At 71.7% G+C, this 21285-nt stretch carries 25 protein-coding genes; 16 read left to right on the top strand and 9 right to left on the bottom strand.

Annotation, left to right across the window (positions count from 1 at the left end; genetic code table 11):
• Positions 1 to 68: 68 nt before the first annotated feature.
• Positions 69 to 389 carry a TlpA family protein disulfide reductase gene (locus ABD346_RS08840; protein WP_344373590.1) on the bottom strand — a complete coding sequence of 107 codons (321 nt, stop codon included), beginning with the start codon at positions 387 to 389 and terminating at the stop codon, positions 69 to 71.
• Positions 390 to 653: 264 nt separating this feature from the next.
• On the opposite strand from ABD346_RS08840, the gene ABD346_RS08835 reads away from it, so the two are divergent.
• Positions 654 to 1385, top strand: coding sequence for a lysophospholipid acyltransferase family protein (locus ABD346_RS08835; RefSeq protein ID WP_344373589.1), 732 nt, complete (start codon positions 654 to 656; stop codon positions 1383 to 1385).
• A gap of 4 nt (positions 1386 to 1389) precedes the next feature.
• On the opposite strand, the gene ABD346_RS08830 is transcribed toward ABD346_RS08835, so the two are convergent.
• From ABD346_RS08830 to ABD346_RS08810, 5 genes are all read right to left on the bottom strand, one after another.
• Entirely contained in the window at positions 1390 to 2094 is a 705-nt protein-coding gene (locus ABD346_RS08830) for a B3/B4 domain-containing protein (protein WP_344373588.1), read from the bottom strand.
• Positions 2095 to 2107: 13 nt separating this feature from the next.
• Positions 2108 to 2707, bottom strand: coding sequence for a transglutaminase-like domain-containing protein (locus ABD346_RS08825; protein WP_344373587.1), 600 nt, complete (start codon positions 2705 to 2707; stop codon positions 2108 to 2110).
• Positions 2708 to 2787: 80 nt separating this feature from the next.
• Positions 2788 to 3849, bottom strand: a complete 1062-nt coding sequence (locus ABD346_RS08820) for a threonine aldolase family protein (RefSeq protein WP_344373586.1) — start codon at positions 3847 to 3849, stop codon at positions 2788 to 2790.
• Positions 3846 to 4592, bottom strand: a complete 747-nt coding sequence (locus ABD346_RS08815; RefSeq protein ID WP_344373584.1) for an SDR family NAD(P)-dependent oxidoreductase — start codon at positions 4590 to 4592, stop codon at positions 3846 to 3848. The genes ABD346_RS08820 and ABD346_RS08815 overlap by 4 nt, the downstream gene beginning before the upstream one ends.
• A 26-nt stretch (positions 4593 to 4618) precedes the next feature.
• Positions 4619 to 6019 (bottom strand): DUF6421 family protein, encoded by a 1401-nt coding sequence (locus tag ABD346_RS08810; RefSeq protein ID WP_344373583.1) that lies wholly within the window; start codon positions 6017 to 6019, stop codon positions 4619 to 4621.
• 384 nt (positions 6020 to 6403) lie between these two features.
• Between ABD346_RS08810 and ABD346_RS08805 the strand changes: the two genes are divergently transcribed.
• Positions 6404 to 6529, top strand: coding sequence for a hypothetical protein (locus ABD346_RS08805; protein WP_344373582.1), 126 nt, complete (start codon positions 6404 to 6406; stop codon positions 6527 to 6529).
• Positions 6530 to 6600: 71 nt separating this feature from the next.
• The gene (locus ABD346_RS08800; protein ID WP_344373581.1) at positions 6601 to 7284 is read left to right on the top strand and encodes a glycerophosphodiester phosphodiesterase; all 684 of its coding nucleotides are present in this window, start codon (positions 6601 to 6603) and stop codon (positions 7282 to 7284) included.
• Between the two features lie 12 nt (positions 7285 to 7296).
• Here the strand turns inward: ABD346_RS08800 and ABD346_RS08795 are convergent, their stop codons facing one another.
• Entirely contained in the window at positions 7297 to 7845 is a 549-nt protein-coding gene (locus ABD346_RS08795) for a GNAT family N-acetyltransferase (protein ID WP_344373580.1), read from the bottom strand.
• A 73-nt stretch (positions 7846 to 7918) separates the two neighbouring features.
• Between ABD346_RS08795 and ABD346_RS08790 the strand changes: the two genes are divergently transcribed.
• From ABD346_RS08790 to ABD346_RS08760, 7 genes are all read left to right on the top strand, one after another.
• Positions 7919 to 8305, top strand: coding sequence for a VOC family protein (locus ABD346_RS08790; protein WP_344373579.1), 387 nt, complete (start codon positions 7919 to 7921; stop codon positions 8303 to 8305).
• A 165-nt stretch (positions 8306 to 8470) separates the two neighbouring features.
• A complete protein-coding gene (locus ABD346_RS08785; RefSeq protein WP_344373577.1) occupies positions 8471 to 9034 on the top strand; it encodes a DUF5134 domain-containing protein in 564 nt (187 codons plus the stop codon).
• Between the two features lie 110 nt (positions 9035 to 9144).
• On the top strand, positions 9145 to 10080 hold the full coding sequence (locus tag ABD346_RS08780) for a M56 family metallopeptidase (RefSeq protein ID WP_344373576.1): 936 nt from the start codon (positions 9145 to 9147) through the stop codon (positions 10078 to 10080).
• Positions 10081 to 10114: 34 nt separating this feature from the next.
• A complete protein-coding gene (locus ABD346_RS08775) occupies positions 10115 to 10786 on the top strand; it encodes a phosphatase PAP2 family protein (protein WP_344373575.1) in 672 nt (223 codons plus the stop codon).
• Between the two features lie 19 nt (positions 10787 to 10805).
• The gene (locus tag ABD346_RS08770; protein WP_344373573.1) at positions 10806 to 11510 is read left to right on the top strand and encodes an HAD family hydrolase; all 705 of its coding nucleotides are present in this window, start codon (positions 10806 to 10808) and stop codon (positions 11508 to 11510) included.
• A gap of 178 nt (positions 11511 to 11688) precedes the next feature.
• Positions 11689 to 12291, top strand: coding sequence for a TetR/AcrR family transcriptional regulator (locus ABD346_RS08765; RefSeq protein ID WP_344373571.1), 603 nt, complete (start codon positions 11689 to 11691; stop codon positions 12289 to 12291).
• Between the two features lie 95 nt (positions 12292 to 12386).
• Positions 12387 to 13733: an FAD-dependent oxidoreductase gene (locus ABD346_RS08760; RefSeq protein WP_344373570.1), complete on the top strand. Its 1347-nt coding sequence runs from the start codon at positions 12387 to 12389 to the stop codon at positions 13731 to 13733.
• Between the two features lie 30 nt (positions 13734 to 13763).
• On the opposite strand, the gene ABD346_RS08755 is transcribed toward ABD346_RS08760, so the two are convergent.
• Positions 13764 to 14126 carry an ArsR/SmtB family transcription factor gene (locus tag ABD346_RS08755; RefSeq protein ID WP_344373569.1) on the bottom strand — a complete coding sequence of 121 codons (363 nt, stop codon included), beginning with the start codon at positions 14124 to 14126 and terminating at the stop codon, positions 13764 to 13766.
• A 107-nt stretch (positions 14127 to 14233) separates the two neighbouring features.
• Between ABD346_RS08755 and ABD346_RS08750 the strand changes: the two genes are divergently transcribed.
• Positions 14234 to 15325 (top strand): NADH:flavin oxidoreductase/NADH oxidase, encoded by a 1092-nt coding sequence (locus ABD346_RS08750; RefSeq protein ID WP_344373568.1) that lies wholly within the window; start codon positions 14234 to 14236, stop codon positions 15323 to 15325.
• A gap of 369 nt (positions 15326 to 15694) precedes the next feature.
• Here ABD346_RS08750 and ABD346_RS08745 read toward each other — a convergent pair whose 3' ends face one another.
• Positions 15695 to 16519, bottom strand: a complete 825-nt coding sequence (locus ABD346_RS08745) for a class II aldolase/adducin family protein (RefSeq protein ID WP_344373566.1) — start codon at positions 16517 to 16519, stop codon at positions 15695 to 15697.
• A gap of 116 nt (positions 16520 to 16635) precedes the next feature.
• Here ABD346_RS08745 and ABD346_RS08740 point away from each other — a divergent pair, with 116 nt between their 5' ends.
• From ABD346_RS08740 to ABD346_RS08720, 5 genes are all read left to right on the top strand, one after another.
• Positions 16636 to 17244, top strand: coding sequence for a TetR/AcrR family transcriptional regulator (locus ABD346_RS08740; protein ID WP_344373565.1), 609 nt, complete (start codon positions 16636 to 16638; stop codon positions 17242 to 17244).
• Positions 17245 to 17333: 89 nt separating this feature from the next.
• Positions 17334 to 18422, top strand: coding sequence for a WD40/YVTN/BNR-like repeat-containing protein (locus ABD346_RS08735; protein ID WP_344373563.1), 1089 nt, complete (start codon positions 17334 to 17336; stop codon positions 18420 to 18422).
• A 51-nt stretch (positions 18423 to 18473) separates the two neighbouring features.
• A complete protein-coding gene (locus tag ABD346_RS08730; protein WP_344373562.1) occupies positions 18474 to 19151 on the top strand; it encodes a uracil-DNA glycosylase in 678 nt (225 codons plus the stop codon).
• A complete protein-coding gene (locus ABD346_RS08725) occupies positions 19148 to 20131 on the top strand; it encodes an N-acetylglucosamine kinase (RefSeq protein WP_344373561.1) in 984 nt (327 codons plus the stop codon). The genes ABD346_RS08730 and ABD346_RS08725 overlap by 4 nt, the downstream gene beginning before the upstream one ends.
• Positions 20132 to 20278: 147 nt before the next feature.
• The gene (locus ABD346_RS08720; RefSeq protein ID WP_344373560.1) at positions 20279 to 21208 is read left to right on the top strand and encodes a sirohydrochlorin chelatase; all 930 of its coding nucleotides are present in this window, start codon (positions 20279 to 20281) and stop codon (positions 21206 to 21208) included.
• The last annotated feature ends 77 nt before the right edge of the window (positions 21209 to 21285 follow it).

The raw sequence follows: 21285 nt of genomic DNA, 5'->3' as shown, positions 1-21285 counted from the left end.
AGTCAAGTGGCTTCCCGGATATGGGAGATCCCTCACTGCGGACCTCGACGAGAAGGGGGGCGCGCACCTCACACCGCCTGCCCGAGGGCCGCGATGACGTCCGCGCGGCGCGGCTGTCCGGCCGCCCGGCGCACGATGCGGCCCGCCGCGTCCAGCACGAGCACGGTCGGGGTGCGCGCGATCTCCAGGTCCCGAACGAGAGCGAGCCGCTCCTCCGCGTCGATCTCCACGTGCGCGACGCCGTCCACCATCGCGGCCACCTCGGCCAGGGTGCGCCGGGTCGCCCGGCAGGGCTGGCAGAAGGCGCTGGAGAACTGCACCAGGGTGGCCCGCCGTCCGAGCCCGCACCCCAGCTCGGCCTCGCCGAGCCTGCGCCCGCCGTCGTCCACCGCGCCACCTTCCACAACCGACCCCGCCCACGTCTTCACGCCACCACTACCTGCCCTGTCGTACGGTTGCAGCGCGTATCGGTCCGCAATGATTCCCCGGGCCCCCACCTGCGAAGACGTGACGAGAATCTCCCCTGCGCACAGCGCCAGGACTGGCCAGCTCGTCGCGCATCGGGCACCATCTGCCCAAAGCCTAAAACCTACGGCTGCGTAACTTATTCTCCGGGAGCACCCTCCCCGGGCACACGAAGGGTCTCCCCTCAGATGGCAGAACTCGTCTATCGGCCGGTCATCGGCGCCGCACGCACGATGTTCAAGGCGCTCGACCTGAAGATCGACACCCAGGGTTCGGAGAACATCCCGCGCACGGGCGGGGCGGTGCTCGTCAGCAATCACATCAGCTATCTGGACTTCATCTTCACGGGGCTCGCGGCGCTGCCGCAGAAGCGGCTCGTGCGCTTCATGGCCAAGGAGTCGGTGTTCCGGCACAAGATCTCCGGCCCGCTGATGCGCGGCATGAAGCACATTCCGGTCGACCGCAAGCAGGGCGAGGACGCCTATCAGCACGCGCTGGCTTCGCTGCGTTCCGGTGAGGTGATCGGCGTGTTCCCGGAGGCGACGATCTCGCAGTCGTTCACGCTGAAGAGCTTCAAGTCGGGTGCGGCGCGGCTCGCCCAGGAGGCCGGGGTTCCGCTGATCCCAATGGCGTTGTGGGGCACCCAGCGGGTGTGGACCAAGGGGCGGCCGCGCAACTTCAAGCGCAGCCACATCCCCGTCACGATCCGGGTCGGCGAGCCCGTGGAGGCGCCCGCCGACCAGTTCGCGGGCGCCATCACGCGGCGGCTGCGCGAGCGCTGCCAGGAGTTGCTCGAAGCGGCTCAGCGCGCCTATCCCGTACGCCCGAAGGACGCGAGCGACACCTGGTGGGTGCCGGCGCATCTGGGCGGTACGGCGCCGACGCCCGAGCAGGTGAAGGCCGCCGAGGCCAAGGGCTGAATCGTCACTTCTGTACCGATACGGCGACCGGGGCATGGACGGTGATCCGCGCCCCGGGGCTGAACTTCTCCAGGAGCTCGGCCAGTTCGGCGCCGGCCGTGGCCAGGTCGCAGTGCGGCGCCATGCCCTCCAGGAGGAAGAGCGCGTTCACCGACTCCTCGGTGAGCCTGGTCCGCACTCCCTGACGCCAGTTCCAGCGGCGGCAGGTGACGCCCTCGTCGTCGCGCCACACCACTTCGCCCGTGTCCGGGTGCTCGACGGCCGGCTCGCCGCCCGCGACCGTGTGGAACGGCTCCTCGCCGGTGGCCCGCACCAGACGCATCGACCCCTTGATGTGATCGGTGTCCTCACCGCCGACCGGGACGAGGTGGGCGACGCTGATCGCGTTGTACACGTCGACGAGCCGGTTGATGCGCGGAAGGCCGCCGTCGGCCAGGGCTCGCTTGGCGAGCGCCTCGGCCGAGTTGCGGGTGCGGTTCGGCTTGGAGCCGAAGGCGGTGTAGGCGGCGCGCCAGGCGGCCATGTGCGGGTCCTCGTGCGGGGCCCGGCCCGCGAGGCGCTCGGCGAGCCGGCGCGCGGCGTCGTCGAGCAGCGCCGAACTCGCCTCGTCGCTGGGCGCGTTGACGAGTCCGGACGCCTCGACGGCGACGTGGGTGAAGCCGGGTGCGATGGCGCCGACTTCGTCGGACACCGTGAGTTCGAGCGTCATGATCGGTGGTGCCTCACAGTTCGGTCGGATGGATCGGCCACAGCGACGGCCGGTCGGGCGCGGCTTTGAGCGCCTTCATGACCGCCGGATGAGGTACATCATAAAGCACCAGATAGTCCACTTCACTAAACTCAGGCCGGGCCTTCCACGCGAGGCGTTCCTCGTCGAGCGAGAACTGGGCGTCGACCCCCGGTTTGTTGCCCCGCGCATCGATCCGCGCCCACGCGTCCCCACCGGGCAGCCGGACGGCGACCAGGCCGTGCACGAAGGGGTTGGAGCCGTCGTCGTCGGCGAGCCGCTGGTAGCAGAGGGCTGCGGGGATCGATTCGGCGCGCAGCAGCGCGGCCAGGGCGTGCGATTTGGCACAGCAGATGCCGGTGCACTCCGCCAGGACGTCGGAGGCCCGCCAGGTCACCTGCAGGTCACCGGCGTCCTGGGAGTGCGGGATCTCGTCCCGGACGAACTCGTAGGCAGCCTTGGCGTATGAGTATGCGTCGGTGGCGCCGTATGCGAGCCGGGCGGCCGCCTCGCGGACCAAGGGGTGCTGATGGTCGACGACGTCATCCGCAGCGAGGTAGGCGGCGAGTTGGGGGTTGCTTTGAATGAGCTCCATGGCACGCGAGCGTACGAATGCGGCCGACCGTAAGTCAATGACTTTACGGTCGACCGCATAGGTATTCAATTGTGTTCCGGTTAGCGGGCCATCTCTTCCTTCAGCGCCGCCAGGAAGCCGTCGACATCGTCCTCGGTGGTGTCGAAGGAGCACATCCAGCGGACGTCGCCGGCGCTCTCGTCCCAGAAGTAGAAGCGGTAGCGCTTCTGGAGCCGCTCGCTCACGTCGTGCGGCAGGCGCGCGAAGACGGCGTTGGCCTGCACCTCGTGGAGGATCTCCACGCCGTGGACCTGGCGCACGCCCTCGGCGAGGCGCTGGGCCATGGCGTTGGCGTGCCGGGCGTTGCGCAGCCACAGGTCCTTGGCGAGCAGCGCCTCCAACTGCACCGAGACGAAGCGCATCTTGGAGGCGAGCTGCATGGACATCTTGCGGATGTGCTTCATCTGCTGGACGGCGTCCGGGTTGAGCACGACGATCGCCTCGCCGAACAGCATCCCGTTCTTGGTGCCGCCGAACGACAGGACGTCGACCCCGACCGCGTTGGTGAACGTACGCATGGGCACGTTCAGCGAGGCGGCCGCGTTGGATATGCGGGCCCCGTCGAGGTGGACCTTCATCCCGCGCTCGTGGGCGTGCTCGCAGATCGCCCTGATCTCGTCGGGCGTGTAGACCGTGCCCAGCTCGGTGTTCTGGGTGATCGAGACGACCTGCGGCATCGCGCGGTGCTCGTCCTCCCAGCCCCAGGCCTGCCGGTCGATGAGCTCGGGCGTCAGCTTGCCGTCGGGCGTCGCCACGGTGAGCAGCTTGAGCCCGGCCATGCGCTCGGGGGCGCCGCCCTCGTCGACGTTGATGTGGGCGGTCTCGGCACAGACCACCGCACCCCAGCGGTCGGTCAGCGCCTGGAGCGCGGTGACGTTGGCCCCGGTCCCGTTGAAGACCGGGAAGGCCTCGGCGCCCGCGCCGAAGTGGCTGTGCATGACGCGCTGGAGGTGGTCGGTGTAGTCGTCCTCGCCGTACGCGATCTGGTGACCGCCGTTGGCGAGTGCGAGGGCCGCGAGGACCTCGGGGTGCGCGCCGGCGTAGTTGTCGCTGGCGAAGCCGCGCACCGCCGGGTCGTGGTGCTGTCGCGCGTCGGTCCTCACGGCTTGGGGGTCAGCCACAGGCGCTGTCCATTCACTTCCTGGGCGGGCCGGTCCCAGACGCCGGCGATGGCGTCGGCCAGTTCCTTGACGTCGGTGAAGCCCGCGAACTTCGCATTGGGTCGCTCGGCGCGCATCGCGTCGTGCACCAGTGCCTTGATCACCAGGATCGCAGCAGCGGCGCTCGGCCCGTCCTCGCCCCCCGCCTTGCGGAAGGCGTCGGCGAGCGCCAGCGTCCAGGCCTCGGCGGCGGCCTTGCCCGCGTTGTACGCGGCGTTGTTCGCGGTGGGCTTGTGCGCGCCGGACTGGCTGACCAGGACGAATCGGCCCCGGTCGCTGCGCAGCAGCGCGTCGTGGAAGGCCAGCGAGGTGTGCTGGACGGTCTTGATGAGGAGCTTCTCCAGGAAGTCCCAGTCGGCCAGGTCGGTCTCCGGGAAGGAGGTGCTGCCGCGCCAGCCGCCGACGAGGTGGACCATGCCGTCGACCCGCCCGAAGTCCTTCTGGATGCGGTCGGCCCAGTCGCGGGTCGCCTGGAGGTCGAGGAGGTCGACGGTGTCCCCGGTGACGGTGGCCCCGCCGTGGGCGTACCGCGCCGCGTCCACGGCCTCGGCCAGGCGCGCTGCGTCCTGGTCGGAGCCGACGACGACCGCGCCCGCCTCGGCGAGCCGCAGCAGCGCGGCCCGGCCGGCCGGTCCCGCGGCTCCGGCCACGGCGATGACGGCACCGTTGAGAGGTCCGTTGTTCATTTTCCTCGCCCCTTCCGTACGAGAGCTCACGCGGCAGCCCCGGTCGAGGCGGAAGCGGCGGTGATCCCCTTGGTGGAGGCGATCACGTCCTTCAGCTTCTTGGAGAGCGCCTCATAGAACATGCTGAGCGGAAACTCGTCCGGAAGCACGTCGTCGACGAGCTTGCGCGGCGGCTGGGACAGATCCAGGGCCTCGGGGCCCTTGGCCCAGCGCGATCCCGGGTGCGGGGCGAGATACGTGGAGACCAGCTCGTACGCGGCGAACCAGTGCACCAGCTTCGGACGGTCGATGCCGTCTCGGTAGAGCTTCTCGATCTCGGCGCACAGCTGGTTGGTGACCTGCGGGGCGCGGTCCCAGTCGATGTGCAGCTTGTTGTCGGTCCAGCGCACCACGTCGTGCTTGTGCAGGTAGGCGAAGAGGAGCTGGCCGCCGAGCCCGTCGTAGTTGCGGACGCGGTCGCCGGAGACCGGGAAGCGGAACATCCGGTCGAAGAGCACGGCGTACTGGACGTCACGGCCGTGCCGGTTGCCCTCGGCGTCCAGCTTCACCGCCTCCTTGAAGGCGGTGAGGTCGCAGCGCAGCTCTTCGAGGCCGTACATCCAGAACGGCTGGCGCTGCTTGATCATGAACGGGTCGAACGGCAGGTCGCCGTGGCTGTGGGTGCGGTCGTGGACCATGTCCCAGAGCACGAAGGCCTGCTCGCAGCGCTCCTGGTCGGCCACCATCTCCCGGATGTCCTCGGGGAGTTCGAGCCCGAGGATGCGGACGGAGGCCTCGGTCACGGCGCGGAAGCGGGCCGCCTCGCGGTCGCAGAAGATGCCGCCCCAGGTGAAGCGCTCGGGGGCCTCGCGCACGGCAATGGTCTCGGGGAAGAGGACCGCCGAGTGGGTGTCGTAGCCCGCCGTGAAGTCCTCGAAGGTGATGCCGCAGAACAGCGGGTTGTCGTAGCGCGTGGCTTCCAGCTCCGCGAGCCACTCGGGCCACACCATGCGCAGCACGACCGCTTCGAGATTGCGGTCGGGGTTGCCGTTCTGCGTGTACATGGGGAAGAGGACGAGGCGCTGGAGTCCGTCGGCGCGGTCGGCAGCCGGGTGGAACCGCAGCAGCGAGTCCAGGAAGTCCGGCACGTCGAAGGCGCTGTCGGCCCACTTGCGCAGGTCGGCGACGAGAGCGCGGTGGTAGGCCTCGTCGTGCGGCAGGAGCGGGGAGAGCTGCTCGACCGCGGCTATGACCTGGTCCAGGGTGGCCTCGACAACGGCACGGAGCGGGGCGCCCTCGGCGTCGAAGTCGATGGAGCCGTCCTTGGACTGCCAGGGCCGGATCTCCTCGACGGCATTCTTGAGCGCGGTCCATGCGGGGTGGTCGACCACCCGCCGGTCGGATACTGCGCCCCCCACGGCCGGGTCCTGCACAAGAATTTCCGTCATGTCACTTCCTCCACAGGAGAACCTCGCGTTAAGACACCGTATCCGCGTTCGGTTCCCCCGCTCAAGAGGTTTCCCAATAAATTATCCTGCCATCCCGCTGTCGCACCGCTCTTCTTCCTGTGTTAACGCAATGGCACGGCTATGGCTGCGGCAATGCCGTGATCGCGACCCGGCCGGCTGCGGCGGTGGCAGCCGGCACCGCCGCAGGGTGGAGAACCGGACAGCCACGACGGCCTGCCCGGCCCCGGACGAGACGTCGGCGCGAGTCGCGTCAAGGGCGGGAGGAATCGCCCACGGGCGGGTGACACGGGTTGGCCCACGCGGGGTGCGCACAGGTAGGACGGAAACCTTCCGCCCCGCAGCCCTCACCCCGGAGCCGCCCCCGTGAGTACCCGCGCAGTGCTTGTCGCAGCCGTCGTCACCGGCCTCGTCCTCGGGATCGCGTCAACCCGGTCGCAGGACGCCGATGCCCCGCGCGAGGCGGGGTCCGTTGCGGTGGCGGGCCGTTAGGCTGCGGCTGCCGCGTGCGCACGGGACCACCGCACGCGCCAATACCGCCGTCGACGGAAGCGAGGCCTGTCTTGACGTTCCTCACCATCGGTCATCGCGGGGTCATGGGTGTCGAGCCGGAGAACACCCTGCGTTCCTTCGTCCACGCAGAACGCGCGGGCATGGACGTCATCGAACTCGATCTGCACCTCAGCAAGGACGGCGCCCTGGTCGTCATGCACGACGCCGAGGTCGACCGCACCACGGACGGAAGGGGCCCCATCGGCGAGATGACCCTGGCCGAGCTGCGGGAGCTGGACGCGGGTCAGGGCGAGCGCATCCCCGTGTTCGAGGAAGTGCTCGACGCGGTGAAGACCCCGGTCCAGGCAGAGATCAAGGACGTCGCCGCGGCCCGCTCGCTCGCCGAGGTGATCCAGCGGCGCGATCTGGTGAGCCGGGTGGAGGTCCTGTCGTTCCACGACGAGGCGCTCGCCGAGATCGCCTCCCTCGTGCCCGGGGTGCGCACCGGGCTCGTCGACGACAGCTGGGGCCCCGACCTCATCGACCGGGCCCGGGCCGTCGGCGCGAAGACCCTGGTCCTGAGCATCCACCGGCTCACCCTGGAGACGGTCGAGCAGGCCCACGCGGCGGGGCTCAAGGTGATCGGCTGGACCGTCAACACCCAGGACCATCTGCGCCTGGTGCGCGCCCTGCAGCTGGACGGCGCGACGACCGACTACCCGGAGATCCGCCGCACCGGCCGCTTCACCGCGTAGTGCTCAGCGCGCTCAGCCCAGCTTCTTGACAAGGAGCTCGAATTCGAGGTCGTCGCGCTGCGGCACGCCGAAGCGCTCGTCGCCGTACGGGAAGGGCGTCATCGTTCCCGTACGGCGGTAGCCGCGCCGCTCGTAGAAGGCGATGAGTTCGTCCCGCACCGAGATCACGGTCATGTGCATCTCGCTCACGCCCCACTCGGCGCGGACGGTGCGCTCCGCCTCGGCGATGATCTGCTTGCCGAGGCCCGCGCCCTGGAGGGCGGGAGAGACCGCGAACATCCCGAAGTAGGCGGCGTCACCGCGGTGTTCGAGCTGGCAGCACGCGACGAGCACCCCGTCCCGCTCCACGGTGAGCAGCTTGCTCCCGGGACTCGTGATGACCGCGCGGACGCCTTCGGGATCGGTGCGCTGACCCTGCAGGATGTCGGCCTCGGTGGTCCAGCCGGCGCGGCTGGAGTCGCCGCGGTAGGCCGACTCGATGAGCGGCACCAGCGCCTCGACGTCGGCTTCGGTGGCGTCCCGGTAGCTCAGCTCTCCGGCGGCCCGGCTGACGGTGTCCATCGTGCGGTCTCCCTGCTGGTCGAATGCGCTGCGGCGGCCTCCCGAGCCTAACCCGGCCACTAGGGTCCCCGTCATGGTGCATGTACTGAGCAGCCGGACCCTTCTGCGCCCCACCGACCCCGAGCGTTCGCGTGCCTTCTACGGCGAACAGCTCGGGCTCGCCGTCTACCGCGAGTTCGGTACGGGGCCGGAGCGCGGCACGGTGTACTTCCTGGGCGGCGGCTTCCTGGAGGTGTCCGGCCGCGCCGAGCACCCGCCGGCGCCGGGCCTCCAGCTGTGGCTCCAGGTGGCGGATGCGGCGCAGGCGCACGAGGAGCTCGTGGGGCGACGGGTGACGGTCGTGCGGCCGCCGGTGCGCGAGCCGTGGGGGCTGATCGAGATGTGGCTCGAGGACCCGGACGGGGTGCGCATCGCGGTCGTGGAGGTCCCGGCCGACCACCCGCTGCGCTTCCGCCCCTGACGGCCCGGCGACTCCCGCGAACCCCCTCCCGACCGGTTGTGACCGATCCTGACCGGCGAAGATCCCCCGCGCGCTCCCTCTGTGTGTCCCTGCGCCCGCGTATGCGGCCCCGCGGCCGGGCATCGACCTGTCGGCAGGGCGATTCATCGAGCGGGGAGGTACGCCGTGCACGGTCCGGTGCTGCCCGGCTGGCTGCTCGTCGCGCTGTGCGCGGCGACGGGCTCGTACTGTCTGCTGCGGATGCGCAGCGGCTCCCCGCCGGCCCGCAGGGCGGCGGGCAGTGAGGCGGTCATGGGGTTCGGGATGGCCGCGATGGCCGTGCCGGCCGCGTTCCTGTCACCACCGCCGTGGATGCTGGCGGGGTATGCGGTGATCTTCGGCGGCGCCGCGCTCCGGGCTCTGTGGCCTGCGCGGGGCGGGGCGCACCATGTGCACCATGCGGTGGGCTCGCTGGCGATGGTCTACATGGCGCTCGCGATGACACCGGGTGCCGGGGGCGGGGCGCACGCCGGGCACGAGGGGCATGCGGCGGGCGGCGTTCCGCTGCTGACCGGGGCGCTGCTGCTGTACTTCGCGGGCCATGTCCTGTCCACGGGGGTGCGGCTGCTGCCCGCGGCGGGCGGGGGCGGGCCCGTGGCGGCGGTCTCCTGGAGCGCGCGGCCCGAACCGGCGCTGGCCTGCCGCCTGTCGATGGGGATCGCCATGCTCGCGATGCTGGTGACGGTCTGAGCGACATCGCGGGCATCGAAGGCTCCCATGGAGACGGCCCCATCGTGGCGTGCGTCACTTGGTGCCCGCGGCCATACCTATGACGGCGGCCCCGCTCATAGGCTGAGACCATGACGGTCTCCCTCGCGTTGCTGGTGCTCGGCCTCGTGTCCGCCGTCGCCGCTCCGCGACTCCTCGCCCGCGCCGACTGGGTCGAGCGCGAGCCCGTGGTGGCGTTGTGGGTGTGGCAGTGCGTGGTGGCGGCGGTCCTGCTCTGCTTCGGGCTCGCGATGGTCTTCAGCGCCGCGTCCGCCTGGCAGACCGTGCGCGGCCAGGTCTTCGCGTCCGCGCCCCGCGCCGTCGTCGAGGCGTACGCGCTCGGACCGTACGGCCCCTGGTCGGCGGCGCTCGCGGTGGTGCTCTTCCTCGGCGGCGCCTGGACCGGGGCGATGCTCACCCGGGAGATCAGGGACAGCTGGGCACGCCGGCGCCGGCGCCGGGCGGAGCTGCGGCTCCGCTCACCGCTGCTGCCGGGCGAGGAGCCCTCCGGCGAGCGCCTGGTGGTCCTGGAGGCGGCCCGGCCCGACGCCTGGTGGCTGCCGGGCCAGACGCCCCAACTGGTCATCACCACAGCGGCACTTCAGCGCCTGAAGGGTCGTCAGCTCGATGCGGTGCTCGCCCATGAGCTCGGCCACGCGCGGGCCCGGCACGACTGGCTGCTGCACTGTTCGGGAGCGCTCGCCCGGGGGTTCCCGCAGGTGCCGGTGTTCGCCGCCTTCCGCGACGAGATGCACCGCCTGGTGGAACTGGCCGCCGACGACGTGGCATCCCGGCGCTTCGGCCGCCTCACGATCGCGCTCGCACTGGTCGAACTCAACGAGCACCGCGGGGTGTTCGGGCCCTGCCCCGCCCCGGACGGCCAGCTCCCCCAGCGCGTGCACCGGCTCCTGTCGGCGGCCCCGCGGCTCCCCGCGAGCCACCGCCTGCGGCTGACCGCGTACGCCGCACTGGTCCCGGCGGTCCCCCTGGTCGTGGCCTTCGTGCCGGGCCTGCACGCCTTGGGCTAGCCGTACCCGGGCCGGATCGGCTTGGATCTCCCCCATGCTGCTCGCTCCCGCCGAGGCCCGCCCGCGCCCGGTCACGCCGCTCCGCGCCGGCCTCGTCTGTGCCCTGCTCGCCGCGGTACTGCTCGTTTTGGTGGTGGCCGAGTGGGGCCCGCTGATGGCACTCGACCGGACGGTCGCCGACGGGCTGCACCGCCGCGCCGTGGCCGACCCCGCGCTGACCCACGTCAACCGGATCCTCACCGACTGGGTGTGGGATCCGTGGACGATGCGGGCCCTGCTGGCAGTGGTCGTCGGGGTCCTTCTGTGGCGCGGCGAGCGGCTGCTCCCGGCGTGGGTCGCGGCGACGAGCGGCCTCGGTACGGCCGTGCAGCAGGGGCTGAAGGCGGCCGTGGACCGGGACCGGCCGCGGTGGCCGGACCCGGTGGACTCCGCCGGGTATGCCGCGTTCCCGTCCGGCCACGCGCTGAGCGTGACGGTGGCCTTCGGGCTGCTCATGTGGCTGCTCGCGCTGCACGGGGCCGGGCGCCGGACCCGTGCGGCGGTGCTCGTGACCGGAGCGGTCTCGGCGCTCGGCGTGGGGTTCACCCGGCTGTTCCTGGGGGTGCACTGGTTCTCGGACGTGGTGGGCGGCTGGCTGACCGGAGTGGCGATCGTGATGCTGAGCGCGGCGGCCCACGAGCGGTGGGCCTTGAACCGGCGGGGATGAGCGAGCGAGGATCGCGGGCATGACGATCAAGGGCGTTCTCTTCGACTTCTCCGGCACACTCTTCCGCGTCGAGCCGGTCCACGACTGGCTCTCCGCCGTCCTCGACGCCTCCGGCACCACTCTGCCGGACGCCGAACTCACCCGCTGCGCAAGGGAGTTGGAGGAGTCGGGCGCACTGCCCGGCGGCGCCAACCCGCTGAAGCTGCCCGACCATCTGGCCGACCTGTGGGCCGTACGCGACCGGAGCAGCGAGCTCCACCGGGAGACGTACACCGGTCTCGCGCGGCAGGTGGAGCTGCCCGATCCGCGCCTGTACGACCTGCTCTACGACCGCCACATGACCCCGGCAGCCTGGCGCCCGTACCCCGACACGAAGCGGGTTCTCGGCGGGCTGCGGCAGCGCGGCATCAAGATCGGCGTGGTCAGCAACATCGGGTGGGACCTGCGGCCGGTCTTCCGTGCGCACGGCATGGACGACTTCGTGGACGCGTACGTCCTGTCCTTCGAGCACGAGGTGCAGAAGCCGGACGAGCGGCTGTTCAGGGCGGCCTGCGAGGAACTCGGGCAGGACCCGGGCGAGGTTCTGATGGTGGGCGACGACCGGCGGGCCGACGGCGGCGCGGCGGCGCTCGGCTGTGCGGTGCACTTCGTCGACCACCTGCCGGTGGACGAGCGCCCCCAGGCCCTGCTGCCGGTGCTCGCGCTGGCCGGGGACGGCCGCTGAGCAGCGTCGAGGAGTGACCGGAAGGGGGCGGAGGAAAGGGGGGCCACCCGTTCGGGGTGATCCCCCGCGTCACCCCGAACGAGCAGCCGACGCCGCAGGTCAGACCCCGGCGAAGGGGTACCGTCCCACGACGGCCTGAGTATATTGGCTCCAAGCCAGTCAACGCAGGAGTTACAGCATGTCCCCGCGCAGCGCATCGGTCAATGAAGAATTGCGCAGGCGTTCTCGCGAGCGGCTGCTGCAAGCCACTGTGGAACTGGTGGCGGAACGCGGCTATGAGTCGACGACCCTCGGCGACATCGCGGACCGGGCCGGTTCGGCCCGCGGCCTGGTGTCGTACTACTTCCCGGGCAAGCGCCAGCTGCTCCAGTCCGCGGTGCACCGCCTCATGCATCTCACCCTCGAAGCGGGCCTGGAGCGCGAGCCGCAGACCACCGACGGGCACGAGCGCCTTGCCCGCGCCATAGACGCGATCCTCGGGCTCACGCATTCCCAGCCGGTCCTCATGCGGGCCCACATGGCGGGCATCCTGCAGGCCCAGGGGTTCGTGCAGTGCCCCGAGCAGCAGCGTCTGGCCGCCCTCCTGCGGGACACGGTGGAGCGGTACGGCTCGCAGGACGTGGACACCGAGTACCCGCTGCTGCGGGCCAACCTGATGGGAGCCGTCTTCGCCGCGCTCCTTCCGGGCGCCCCGATGGACGCGACGACCCTGCGGGCCGAGCTGTTCCAGCGGTACGGGCTCGACTGGGAGCTGGGCGCGCCGCCGGAACCGACCCCCTGACCGGCGGCGGATACCTATCCGCCATGCGCACCGCGGTGCCATCCTGAAGGTCCTCTGCGGTCTTCTGCGGTTCTCTCTCCCAAGGAGCACCCGCCATGCTGCGCATCGCCGTCGTCGGATCCGGGCCGAGCGGGGTCTACACCGCCCAGAGCCTGGTGGAGCAGAGCGCGGTCGCGGAGGTCCATGTGGACGTCCTGGACCGGCTGCCGTGCCCGTACGGCCTGGTCCGCTACGGGGTCGCCCCGGACCACGAGAAGATCAAGTCGCTGCAGAACAATCTGCGTACGGTCCTGGAGGACGGCAGGATCCGTTTTCTGGGGCATGTCGAGGTGGGTCCGGGCGGCGTCCCGCCCGAGCTGCTGCTGCGGCTCTACCACGCGGTGGTGTACTGCGTCGGAGCCAAGTCCGACCGGCACCTGGGGATTCCCGGCGAGGACCTGCCGGGCAGTTTCTCCGCGACCGAGTTCGTGTCCTGGTACAGCGCGCACCCCGACAGCGACGCCGACGCCTTTGTCCTGGGCGCCCGTTCGGCCGTGGTGATCGGTGCGGGCAATGTGGCGGTGGACGTCGCGCGCATGCTGGCGCGCGGCGCGGACGAGCTGCGGCCGACCGACGTGCCGCAGTCCGCGCTCGGCGCGCTCGCCGTCAGCCGGGTGCGCGAGGTCCACATGGCGGCCCGGCGCGGCCCCTCACAGGCCCGCTTCACCACCAAGGAGCTGCGGGAGCTGGGCGCGCTGCCGGGGGCGGACGTGACCGTGGACGCCGCCGAGCTGGCCCGGGACCCGGACTTCGTGGACCCCTCGGCGCTGCCGGGCGCGGTCCGGCGCAATGTGGAGGTGCTGCGCGGCTGGGTCGGGCGCGGGCAGCGGCACGGCGTGCGCCAACTTCATCTGCGGTTCTATCTGCGTCCCGCGGAGCTTGTGGAGCGGGACGGCCGGGTGGGCGCGGTGCGCTTCGAGCGGACGGTGCCGGACGGCACGGGCGGGGTGCTCGGCACCGGCACGTACGAGCACATCGAGGCACAGCTGGTGCTGCGGGCAGTCGGCTACCGCGGGGTGCCGCCGCAGGGGCTGCCGTTCGACCCGGCGACGGGGACGGTGCCGCACGCGGCGGGCCGGGTGCTGCGCGAGGGGACGGTGTCGCCGGGCGAGTACGTGGCGGGCTGGATCAAGCGCGGCCCCACAGGCGTGATCGGCACCAACCGCCCCTGCGCGAAGGAGACGGTGACCTCGCTGCTCCAGGACGCCCCGCGCCTCGCCGAGCGCCCGGTGGCGGCCGAACCCCTCGACGCACTGCGGGAGTTGGGCCTCCACCCGGTGACCTGGCAGGGCTGGCTGGCGATCGAGCGCGCCGAGGCCGAGCTCGGCGAGTCGCTCGGGCGCCGCTCGGTGAAGATCCCCGACTGGGACGGGCTCCTCACGGCGGCGCTCGGTACGGGCTGAGGCCGCGCCCGCACGGCTCAGGCGAGCGGCTCAGGCGTCGCCGCCGAGCCGCTCGGCCTCTCGTCCGGCCGCGTCCAGGATGCTGTCGAGCAGGCCCGGGAAGAGCGCGTCGAGGTCGGTTCGGCGCAGACCGTTCATCTTGGCGGTGCCCCGGTAGACCTGCTCGATCACGCCGGCCTCGCGCAGCACGCGGAAGTGGTGGGTGGTCGTCGACTTGGTGACGGGCAGCACGAAGTGCGAGCAGGAGAGTTCGTCCCCGGTCGTGGCGAGCGCCCGGACCACCCGCATCCGCATCGGGTCGGAGAGCGCGTGCAGGACGCACTCCAGGCGGATCTCGTCGCGCGCCGGGTGGGCGAGTTCACGGGTGTTCGTGGCGGTGGTCACGGAGCTCATTGTACGAGGCTCATCGTAGTTTGACATTCCCCGTACTACGAGAGTTATCGTACGAAGCGTTCCCGACGCCGCACCGGCGCCCCGGGCCATGTCGACTGGAGTCTGCCGTGTCTGCTGCGAGTGCCCTCTTCGAGCCCTACACCCTGCGGTCCGTGACCGTCCCGAACCGGGTGTGGATGGCGCCGATGTGCCAGTACTCGGCGGAGGCCTTCGGGCCGAACGCGGGCGTGGCCCACGACTGGCACTTCGCCCACTACGCGGCCCGCGCCGCCGGGGGCACCGGCCTGATCCTGGTCGAGGCCACGGCCGTCAGCCCCGAGGGCCGGATCTCGCCCGCAGACCTCGGCATCTGGAACGACACCCAGGTCGCGGCGCTGCGCCGGATCACCGCGTTCCTGGAGAGCCAGGGCACCGTCCCCGGCATCCAGATCGCTCACGCCGGCCGCAAGGCCTCCACGGACCGCCCCTGGCTGGGCGGCGCGCCGCTGGCTCCGGACAGCGAGGAGGGCTGGCAGCCGGTCGGCCCGAGCGCGGTGGCCTGGGACGAGCGCCACACCGTTCCCACCGAGCTGACGGTTGATCAGATCAAGGAAACCGTCGGCCTGTTCGCCGATGCGGCCCGCCGGGCCCTCGACGCCGGGTTCAAGGTCGTCGAGATCCACGGCGCACACGGCTACCTGATCGGACAGTTCCTCTCCCCGCACTCCAACAAGCGCACCGACGAGTACGGCGGCTCGTTCGAGAACCGCACCCGTTTCGCCCTCGAAGTCACCGATGCCGTACGCGCGGTGTGGCCCGAGGAGCTGCCGCTCTTCTTCCGCATCTCCGCCACCGACTGGCTGGAGGAAGGCGGCTGGAGCGCCGACGAGACGGTGCGCCTGGCCGCACTGCTCAAGGAGCACGGCGTGGACCTCCTCGACGTGTCGACCGGCGGCAACGCCTCGGGCGTACGCATTCCGACGGAGCCCGGCTACCAGGTGCCGTTCGCCGAGCGCGTGCACAACGAGAGCCCGCTCGCGGTCGCGGCGGTCGGCCTGATCACCGAACCGGAGCAGGCCGAGAAGATCCTCGCGAACGGCGAGGCGGACGCGGTCCTGCTGGGCCGCGAACTCCTGCGCAACCCGTCGTGGGCCCGCCAGGCGGCCCGTGAACTGGGTGGCGACGTGCACGTGCCGCACCAGTACCACCGCTCGGTCTGACACTCGACTGTCCTGCATGTCATGGGACTTGGAAGGGCTCGCTCACTCCGGTGAACGGGCCCTTCGTCGCACTGTCGCCGCGGTAAGCGATGCGGTACGAGCCCGGGGGTGCGTCCGGCGGGGATGTTCCGGGCGACCGCGGCGACGGAGGTCGCGCCGCCGGAGCGGGCCGAGCGCCACAGCGTGAACCAGGTTGACTGTGCGGGCCGGGCCCCGCTCTTCTCGAAGGCGAAGGCGCGGGCCCGCCGGCGGGTGTGGATGCCCGCGCTCTGCCGGTCCGCCTCGCCGTAGCCGGGCATGCCGCATTCGGCGGGCTCCCCGGCGATGTCGGCGATGCCGCGTTCGGCCCGAAATGCCGTACGGAGACGGCTAGTTGACGTGATCCGGGTCGGAGTCGGCGATCTGCTCGTAGAGCGGCTGGGCCTGGAACCAGCCCGCGAAGTGGCCGCCGAGCTGGCCGCGGGTGTGCAGGGCGGTGTCGCGGTCGATGTGCCGGGGGGTGCCGGCGGCCATGGCGAGGAGCTGGGCCTGGCAGGAGCGCTCCATGGTGATGAACCACCACACCGCCTCGGCGACGGAGTGGCCGACGGTGAGCAGCCCGTGGTTCTGGAGAATCACCGCCTTGTACGCGCCGAGGGCGGCCGCGATCCGCTTGCCCTCCTCGGCGTCGCTGACGACGCCCCGGTAGTCGCTGTAGAGGCCGTGGTCCTCGAAGAACGCGCAGGCGTCCTGGGTGATCGGGTCGAGCGGGATGCCGAGCGAGGAGAACGCCTTGCCGTGCAGGGAGTGCGAGTGGGCGGCGGCGATCGCGTCGGGGCGGGCCTGGTGGACGGCGGCGTGGATGACGAACGCAGCGCGGTTCACCGGGCGGGTGCCGTGCACGAGGTTGCCCTCGTGGTCGACGAGGATCAGGTCGGACGCCTTGATCCGGCCGAAGCTCATCCCGAACGGGTTCACCCAGAACCGGTCGGGGTGCTCCGGGTCGCGGACGGTGATGTGCCCGGCCACTCCTTCGGAGAAGCCGAAGCGGCCGAACAGCCGGAATCCGGCGGCGAGTTGCTCCTTGCGGTGGCGGCGCTCCTCCTCGACGTTCTCGAAGACGGGCGGCATGGGAATGGTGACCCCTTCGGGCATGGGGCCCGCCGCGCCCGCGATCACCTCGGCGGGGGCCTGAGCCGCGCCTTCGTCACTCATGTGCGTTCCTCCTGGAGGGAGTTGCCGAAGAGCCCGTATCGGATACATTCACGTATCCGATACGTCTCGGATGCTTTCCGAGTGCGTACGCGCTGTCAAGGGTCCGGGAGCGACAAGTGCCCAAGGGAACGACGAAGCGGCGGCCGCAGACGCTGGCCCGGCTGCTCGACGCCGCGCTGGAGGTGTTCGCCGAGTCCGGCTTCGGGGCGGCCAGGATCGAGGACGTCTGCCGGCGCGCGGGCTACACGCGGGGCGCGTTCTATTCCAACTTCTCCTCCAAGGAGGAGCTGTTCTTCGCGCTCTTCGACGCGCACGCGGCGCGCGAGCTGGAGCGGATCACCAGGCTGGCCGACGGGACGGACGACCGCGATCTGTCGGTGACGCGGGTCGCCGCGCTGCTCGCGCACGTCGAGCCCGACGAGCGCACCTGGTTCCTGGTGACCACCGAGTTCACCCTGTACGCGATCCGCAATCCGGAGGCGGCCGCCCGGCTCGCCGATCATGACGCGCGGCTGCGCGAGGAGGCGGCGGCCCTGCTCGGCGGCCTGCTGGCGAGGGCCGGGCTCCGGCCGCGCGGGGATCTGGCCGAACTCGTCCGGGTCGTGGTCGCGCTGCGTGAGGGAGCGCTCGGGCAGAGTTATGTGGAGCCGGACGCCCTGACGCCCGGCGCTCTGGCCGAGCAATTCCTCCCCTACCTCGTGGAAGCGGTGACGGAACCCCTCTGAGCTGCCTCTTTCCCGTCTTGGAGGCCGTTGTCAGTGGCCGGGTGCACACTGGCCACTATCCGGAACAACGGCGTTTTGGAGGGACCGGCATGACCGAGGTACTGCTCACGGTGGGTACGCGCAAGGGGCTCTTCGTCGGCCGCAGGCGCGGTGGGACCTGGGAGTTCGAAGGGCCGCACTTCAACGCCCAGGCGGTGTACTCCGTCGCCGTCGACACCCGGTACGAGCCGTCGCCCCGGCTTCTGGTCGGCGGGGACAGCATGCACTGGGGCCCGTCGGTGTTCCACTCCGACGACCTGGGCCGCACCTGGACCGAGCCGAAGCAACCGGCGGTGAAGTTCCCCGAGTTCACGGGCACTTCCCTTGAGCGGGTGTGGCAGCTGCGCCCGGCGGGGCCCGAGGCACCGGGTGTGGTGTACGCGGGGACGGAGCCGGCGGCGCTGTTCCGCTCGGAGGACGGCGGAGAGAGCTTCGAGTTGGTACGGCCCCTGTGGGAGCATCCGACGCGCTCGCGGTGGGTGCCCGGCGGCGGGGGCGAGGGCCTGCACACCATCGTCACGGACCCGCGCGACACCCGGGCGCTCACCGTCGCCGTGTCGACGGCGGGCGTGTTCCGCACAAAGGACGGCGGGGAGAGCTGGGCCCCCGCGAACAAGGGCGTCTCGGCGGTGTTCCTGCCGGACCCGAACCCGGAGTTCGGCCAGTGCGTCCACAAGATCGCCCAGGACCCGGCCGACCCGGACCGGCTCTATCTGCAGAACCACTGGGGCGTCTACCGCAGCGACGACGCCGGTGAGCAGTGGACGGACATCGGCGCGGGCCTGCCCTCCACCTTCGGCTTCGCGGCCGCCACCCATCCGCGCCGCTCCGGCACCGCCTACGTCTTCCCGATCACGGCCGACTCCGACCGGGTTCCGGCGGACAACAGGTGCCGGGTCTTCCGCACCGAGGACGCGGGCAAGAACTGGGAGCCGCTCTCGGCGGGCCTGCCGCAGGACGCCCACTACGGCACGGTGCTGCGCGACGCACTGTGCACGGACGACGCCGACCCGGCGGGGGTGTACTTCGGCAACCGCAACGGCGAGGTGTACGCGAGCGCCGACGACGGCGACAGCTGGAGCCTGCTCGCCTCGCACCTGCCGGACGTGCTGTGCGTACGGGCGGCGGTGATCGGCTGAGGTTGACGGGGGCGGGAATGCGGCGGGTGCTGCGCCAGTAGAGTGACGGCCGTGGCAGCACGACCGTTGAAAGAGATCGTCGAGCCCGGCTGGGCGGACGCACTGGAACCCGTGGCCGGAAGGGTCGCCGCGATGGGCGACTTCCTCCGGGAGGAGATCGCGGCAGGACGCACTTATCTGCCGTCAGGACCGAATGTGCTGCGGGCTTTTCAGCAGCCGTTCCACGAGGTGCGGGTGCTGATCGTCGGCCAGGACCCCTATCCGACGCCGGGGCACGCGGTGGGCCTGTCGTTCTCGGTGGCTCCCGAAGTGCGGCCGCTGCCGGGCAGTCTGGAGAACATCTTCCGCGAGCTGAACTCCGACCTGGGCGCGCCGAGGCCGTCCAACGGCGACCTGACGCCCTGGACCCGGCAGGGGGTGCTGCTGCTCAACAGGGCGCTCACGACGGCTCCCCGCAAGCCCGCCGCCCACCGGGGCAAGGGCTGGGAAGAGGTCACCGAGCAGGCCATCCGGGCGCTGGTCGCGCGCGGCACCCCGCTGGTGTCGGTGCTGTGGGGCCGGGACGCCCGCAACCTGCGGCCGCTGCTCGGCGACCTCCCGGCGATCGAGTCCGCGCACCCCTCCCCCATGTCGGCGGACCGCGGCTTCTTCGGCTCGCGGCCCTTCAGCCGTACGAACGAACTTCTCCAGCGGCAGGGCGCCCAGCCCGTCGACTGGCGCCTGCCGTGACGGACGGCGGCGCCCCCTGGGTGCTCGGGGTCGATTCGGGGGGATCCGGCGTACGGTTCGCGCTGCGCCGCGCCGAGCCGGGCTCCCCGGCCGAGGTCATCACCTCGAAGGAGCCGGTACGGACCGGTCCCGGCGGGATCGATGCCGGTCATCTCCTCGGTCAACTGCTTCCCGCAGCCGAGGAGTTGAGGGTACGCACCGGAGCGGCCCGGATCGCGGCGGTGGCGATCGGCGCGGCCGGGATGGCCACGCTCGGGGACGAACTGCGGGACGAGCTGCCCGGGGCCCTGGTCCGTTCGCTCGGCGTGCGCACGCTCGCCCTGGCCGCCGACGCGGTCACCGCGTACGCGGGGGCGCTCGGCGTGCGGGCCGGGGCGGTGGTCGCCGCGGGGACCGGGATGATCGCCCTCGGCACGGATCTCGCTGGATGGCGGCGGGCCGACGGCTGGGGGCATCTGCTCGGCGACTGCGGCAGCGGCGCCTGGATCGGCCGGGCCGGCCTGGAGGCGGCGCTGCGCGCCCACGACGGGCGGCGGGGCGGTTCGGCGGCGCTGCTCGACCGGCTCACGGCGGTGTTCGGTGCGCCCGGCGAGCTGCCCGGGATGCTGTATCCGCGCGGCGACCGGCCCGCCGTGCTCGCCTCGTTCGCGCCCGAGGTGGCGGGCTGCGCCGACGCCGATCCGGTGGCCGCGGGCATTCTGCGGGAGGCGGCCCGGCACATCGTCGGGGCGGCCGCCGCGGTCTGCCCGGCGGGCAGTGGCGAGGAGCCCCAAGTGGCGCTCACCGGCGGCCTGTTCAGGCTGGGCGAGCCCCTTCTCGTACCGCTGAGGGAGGAGTTCCGCCGTCAACTGCCGTATGCGCGCAGGGTCGAGGCGGCCGGGGATCCGCTCGACGGCTCGCTGCTCATCGCGGCGGGCCTCGCGGTCGGGGAGCTGCGACTGCCACGGGACCCGCGCATGTTGTGGGTCGCGACCGAGTGAGGGCGAGTGAGTCCGAGCGCGCATGAGTGCCCCGACAGATCAGGACAGTTGATCTTTATGCCACTCTCCGGGAAAAACGGGACAGATACCGCTCAGCTGTCCCCTCCCCGAACAGCCGCCCACGCAAAACCAGTAGCATGCGACGCCATGAGCACCCCCACTGGGCCAGCATCCGGCCTGCCCGTACGAATGCCGCGACCCCGCCAGTCCGGCCGGCACCGCCGCCCGGAACCGGTGGTTGCTCCGGAGGGCGCGCCCGCGCTCGTTCTCGCCGTTCCCGGCGTTCCCGGCCCGGCTGTGCGCAGCCTCGCCGACGAGGTCATCAGCATCGCCCGCTCGGAACTGCCCGGCCTGCACGCCCGCATCGGCTACCTGGACAGCACCGAAGCCGAATCCGCCGAGTACCCCACGCTCGACGCCGTTCTCGCCCACACCGCCGCCGAGCGCAGCGCGCGCGTCGAGCAGGCGCGTGCCGCGGGCCGCGAGGTCGCCGAGCCCGAGGGCCCGGCCGCCGTGGTCGTCCCGCTGCTCGCGGGCCCCGACAGCGCCCTGATCCGCCGGATACGTCAGGCGATCATGGACAGCCGCGCGGCCGCCGAGCTGACCGATGTGCTCGGCCCGCACCCGCTGCTCGCCGAGGGCCTGCACGTGCGGCTCTCCGAGGCCGGTCTGGCCCGCGCCGACCGCGCCCGGCTCTTCACGGTCGCGACCGCCGCCGACGGGATCATCCTGGCGACGGTGGGCGGCGAGGAGGCCGTCCAGGCGGCCGGGATCACCGGCATGCTGCTCGCCGCGCGCCTCGCCGTGCCGGTGATGGCCGCCGCCCTCGACCAGGAGGGCGCGATCGCGGCGATGGCCGCTCAGCTGCGCGGCTCGGGTTCGGTGCAGCTCGCCGTCGCCCCGTACCTGATCGGCCCGGAGGTGGCCGAGGGGCTGCTCGACGCCGCCGCCAAGGAAGCCGAGTGCGCGATCGCCGAGGCGCTCGGCGCCTACCCGGCGATCGGCAAGCTGGTCCTGTCGCAGTACGCGGCCGCGCTGGGCATCACCCCGCAGCCGCAGGGATCGCCGGTCCACTGACCGTACGTACAACGCGAAAGGCGGGGCCCGCACCGGACAGCCGGTGCGGGCCCCGCCGTATTGCTGCTCAGCTCGAT

The organism is Streptomyces mauvecolor, assembly GCF_039532965.1.
Taxonomy (GTDB): domain Bacteria; phylum Actinomycetota; class Actinomycetes; order Streptomycetales; family Streptomycetaceae; genus Streptomyces; species Streptomyces violascens.
The sequence above is the reverse complement of the archived record's forward strand: the minus strand, read 5'-3'. Positions and strand labels throughout refer to the sequence as shown.

What these genes read in the sequence shown, in the direction of transcription:
- ABD346_RS08835 (WP_344373589.1), top strand. Translation starts at nt 654, where the DNA reads ATGGCAGAACTCGTCTATCGGCCGGTCATCGGCGCCGCACGCACGATG.
- ABD346_RS08830 (WP_344373588.1), bottom strand. Translation starts at nt 2,094, where the DNA reads ATGACGCTCGAACTCACGGTGTCCGACGAAGTCGGCGCCATCGCACCC.
- ABD346_RS08825 (WP_344373587.1), bottom strand. Translation starts at nt 2,707, where the DNA reads ATGGAGCTCATTCAAAGCAACCCCCAACTCGCCGCCTACCTCGCTGCG.
- ABD346_RS08815 (WP_344373584.1), bottom strand. Translation starts at nt 4,592, where the DNA reads ATGAACAACGGACCTCTCAACGGTGCCGTCATCGCCGTGGCCGGAGCC.
- ABD346_RS08810 (WP_344373583.1), bottom strand. Translation starts at nt 6,019, where the DNA reads ATGACGGAAATTCTTGTGCAGGACCCGGCCGTGGGGGGCGCAGTATCC.
- ABD346_RS08795 (WP_344373580.1), bottom strand. Translation starts at nt 7,845, where the DNA reads ATGGACACCGTCAGCCGGGCCGCCGGAGAGCTGAGCTACCGGGACGCC.
- ABD346_RS08790 (WP_344373579.1), top strand. Translation starts at nt 7,919, where the DNA reads ATGGTGCATGTACTGAGCAGCCGGACCCTTCTGCGCCCCACCGACCCC.
- ABD346_RS08780 (WP_344373576.1), top strand. Translation starts at nt 9,145, where the DNA reads ATGACGGTCTCCCTCGCGTTGCTGGTGCTCGGCCTCGTGTCCGCCGTC.
- ABD346_RS08775 (WP_344373575.1), top strand. Translation starts at nt 10,115, where the DNA reads ATGCTGCTCGCTCCCGCCGAGGCCCGCCCGCGCCCGGTCACGCCGCTC.
- ABD346_RS08770 (WP_344373573.1), top strand. Translation starts at nt 10,806, where the DNA reads ATGACGATCAAGGGCGTTCTCTTCGACTTCTCCGGCACACTCTTCCGC.
- ABD346_RS08765 (WP_344373571.1), top strand. Translation starts at nt 11,689, where the DNA reads ATGTCCCCGCGCAGCGCATCGGTCAATGAAGAATTGCGCAGGCGTTCT.
- ABD346_RS08760 (WP_344373570.1), top strand. Translation starts at nt 12,387, where the DNA reads ATGCTGCGCATCGCCGTCGTCGGATCCGGGCCGAGCGGGGTCTACACC.
- ABD346_RS08755 (WP_344373569.1), bottom strand. Translation starts at nt 14,126, where the DNA reads ATGAGCTCCGTGACCACCGCCACGAACACCCGTGAACTCGCCCACCCG.
- ABD346_RS08745 (WP_344373566.1), bottom strand. Translation starts at nt 16,519, where the DNA reads ATGAGTGACGAAGGCGCGGCTCAGGCCCCCGCCGAGGTGATCGCGGGC.
- ABD346_RS08735 (WP_344373563.1), top strand. Translation starts at nt 17,334, where the DNA reads ATGACCGAGGTACTGCTCACGGTGGGTACGCGCAAGGGGCTCTTCGTC.
- ABD346_RS08720 (WP_344373560.1), top strand. Translation starts at nt 20,279, where the DNA reads ATGAGCACCCCCACTGGGCCAGCATCCGGCCTGCCCGTACGAATGCCG.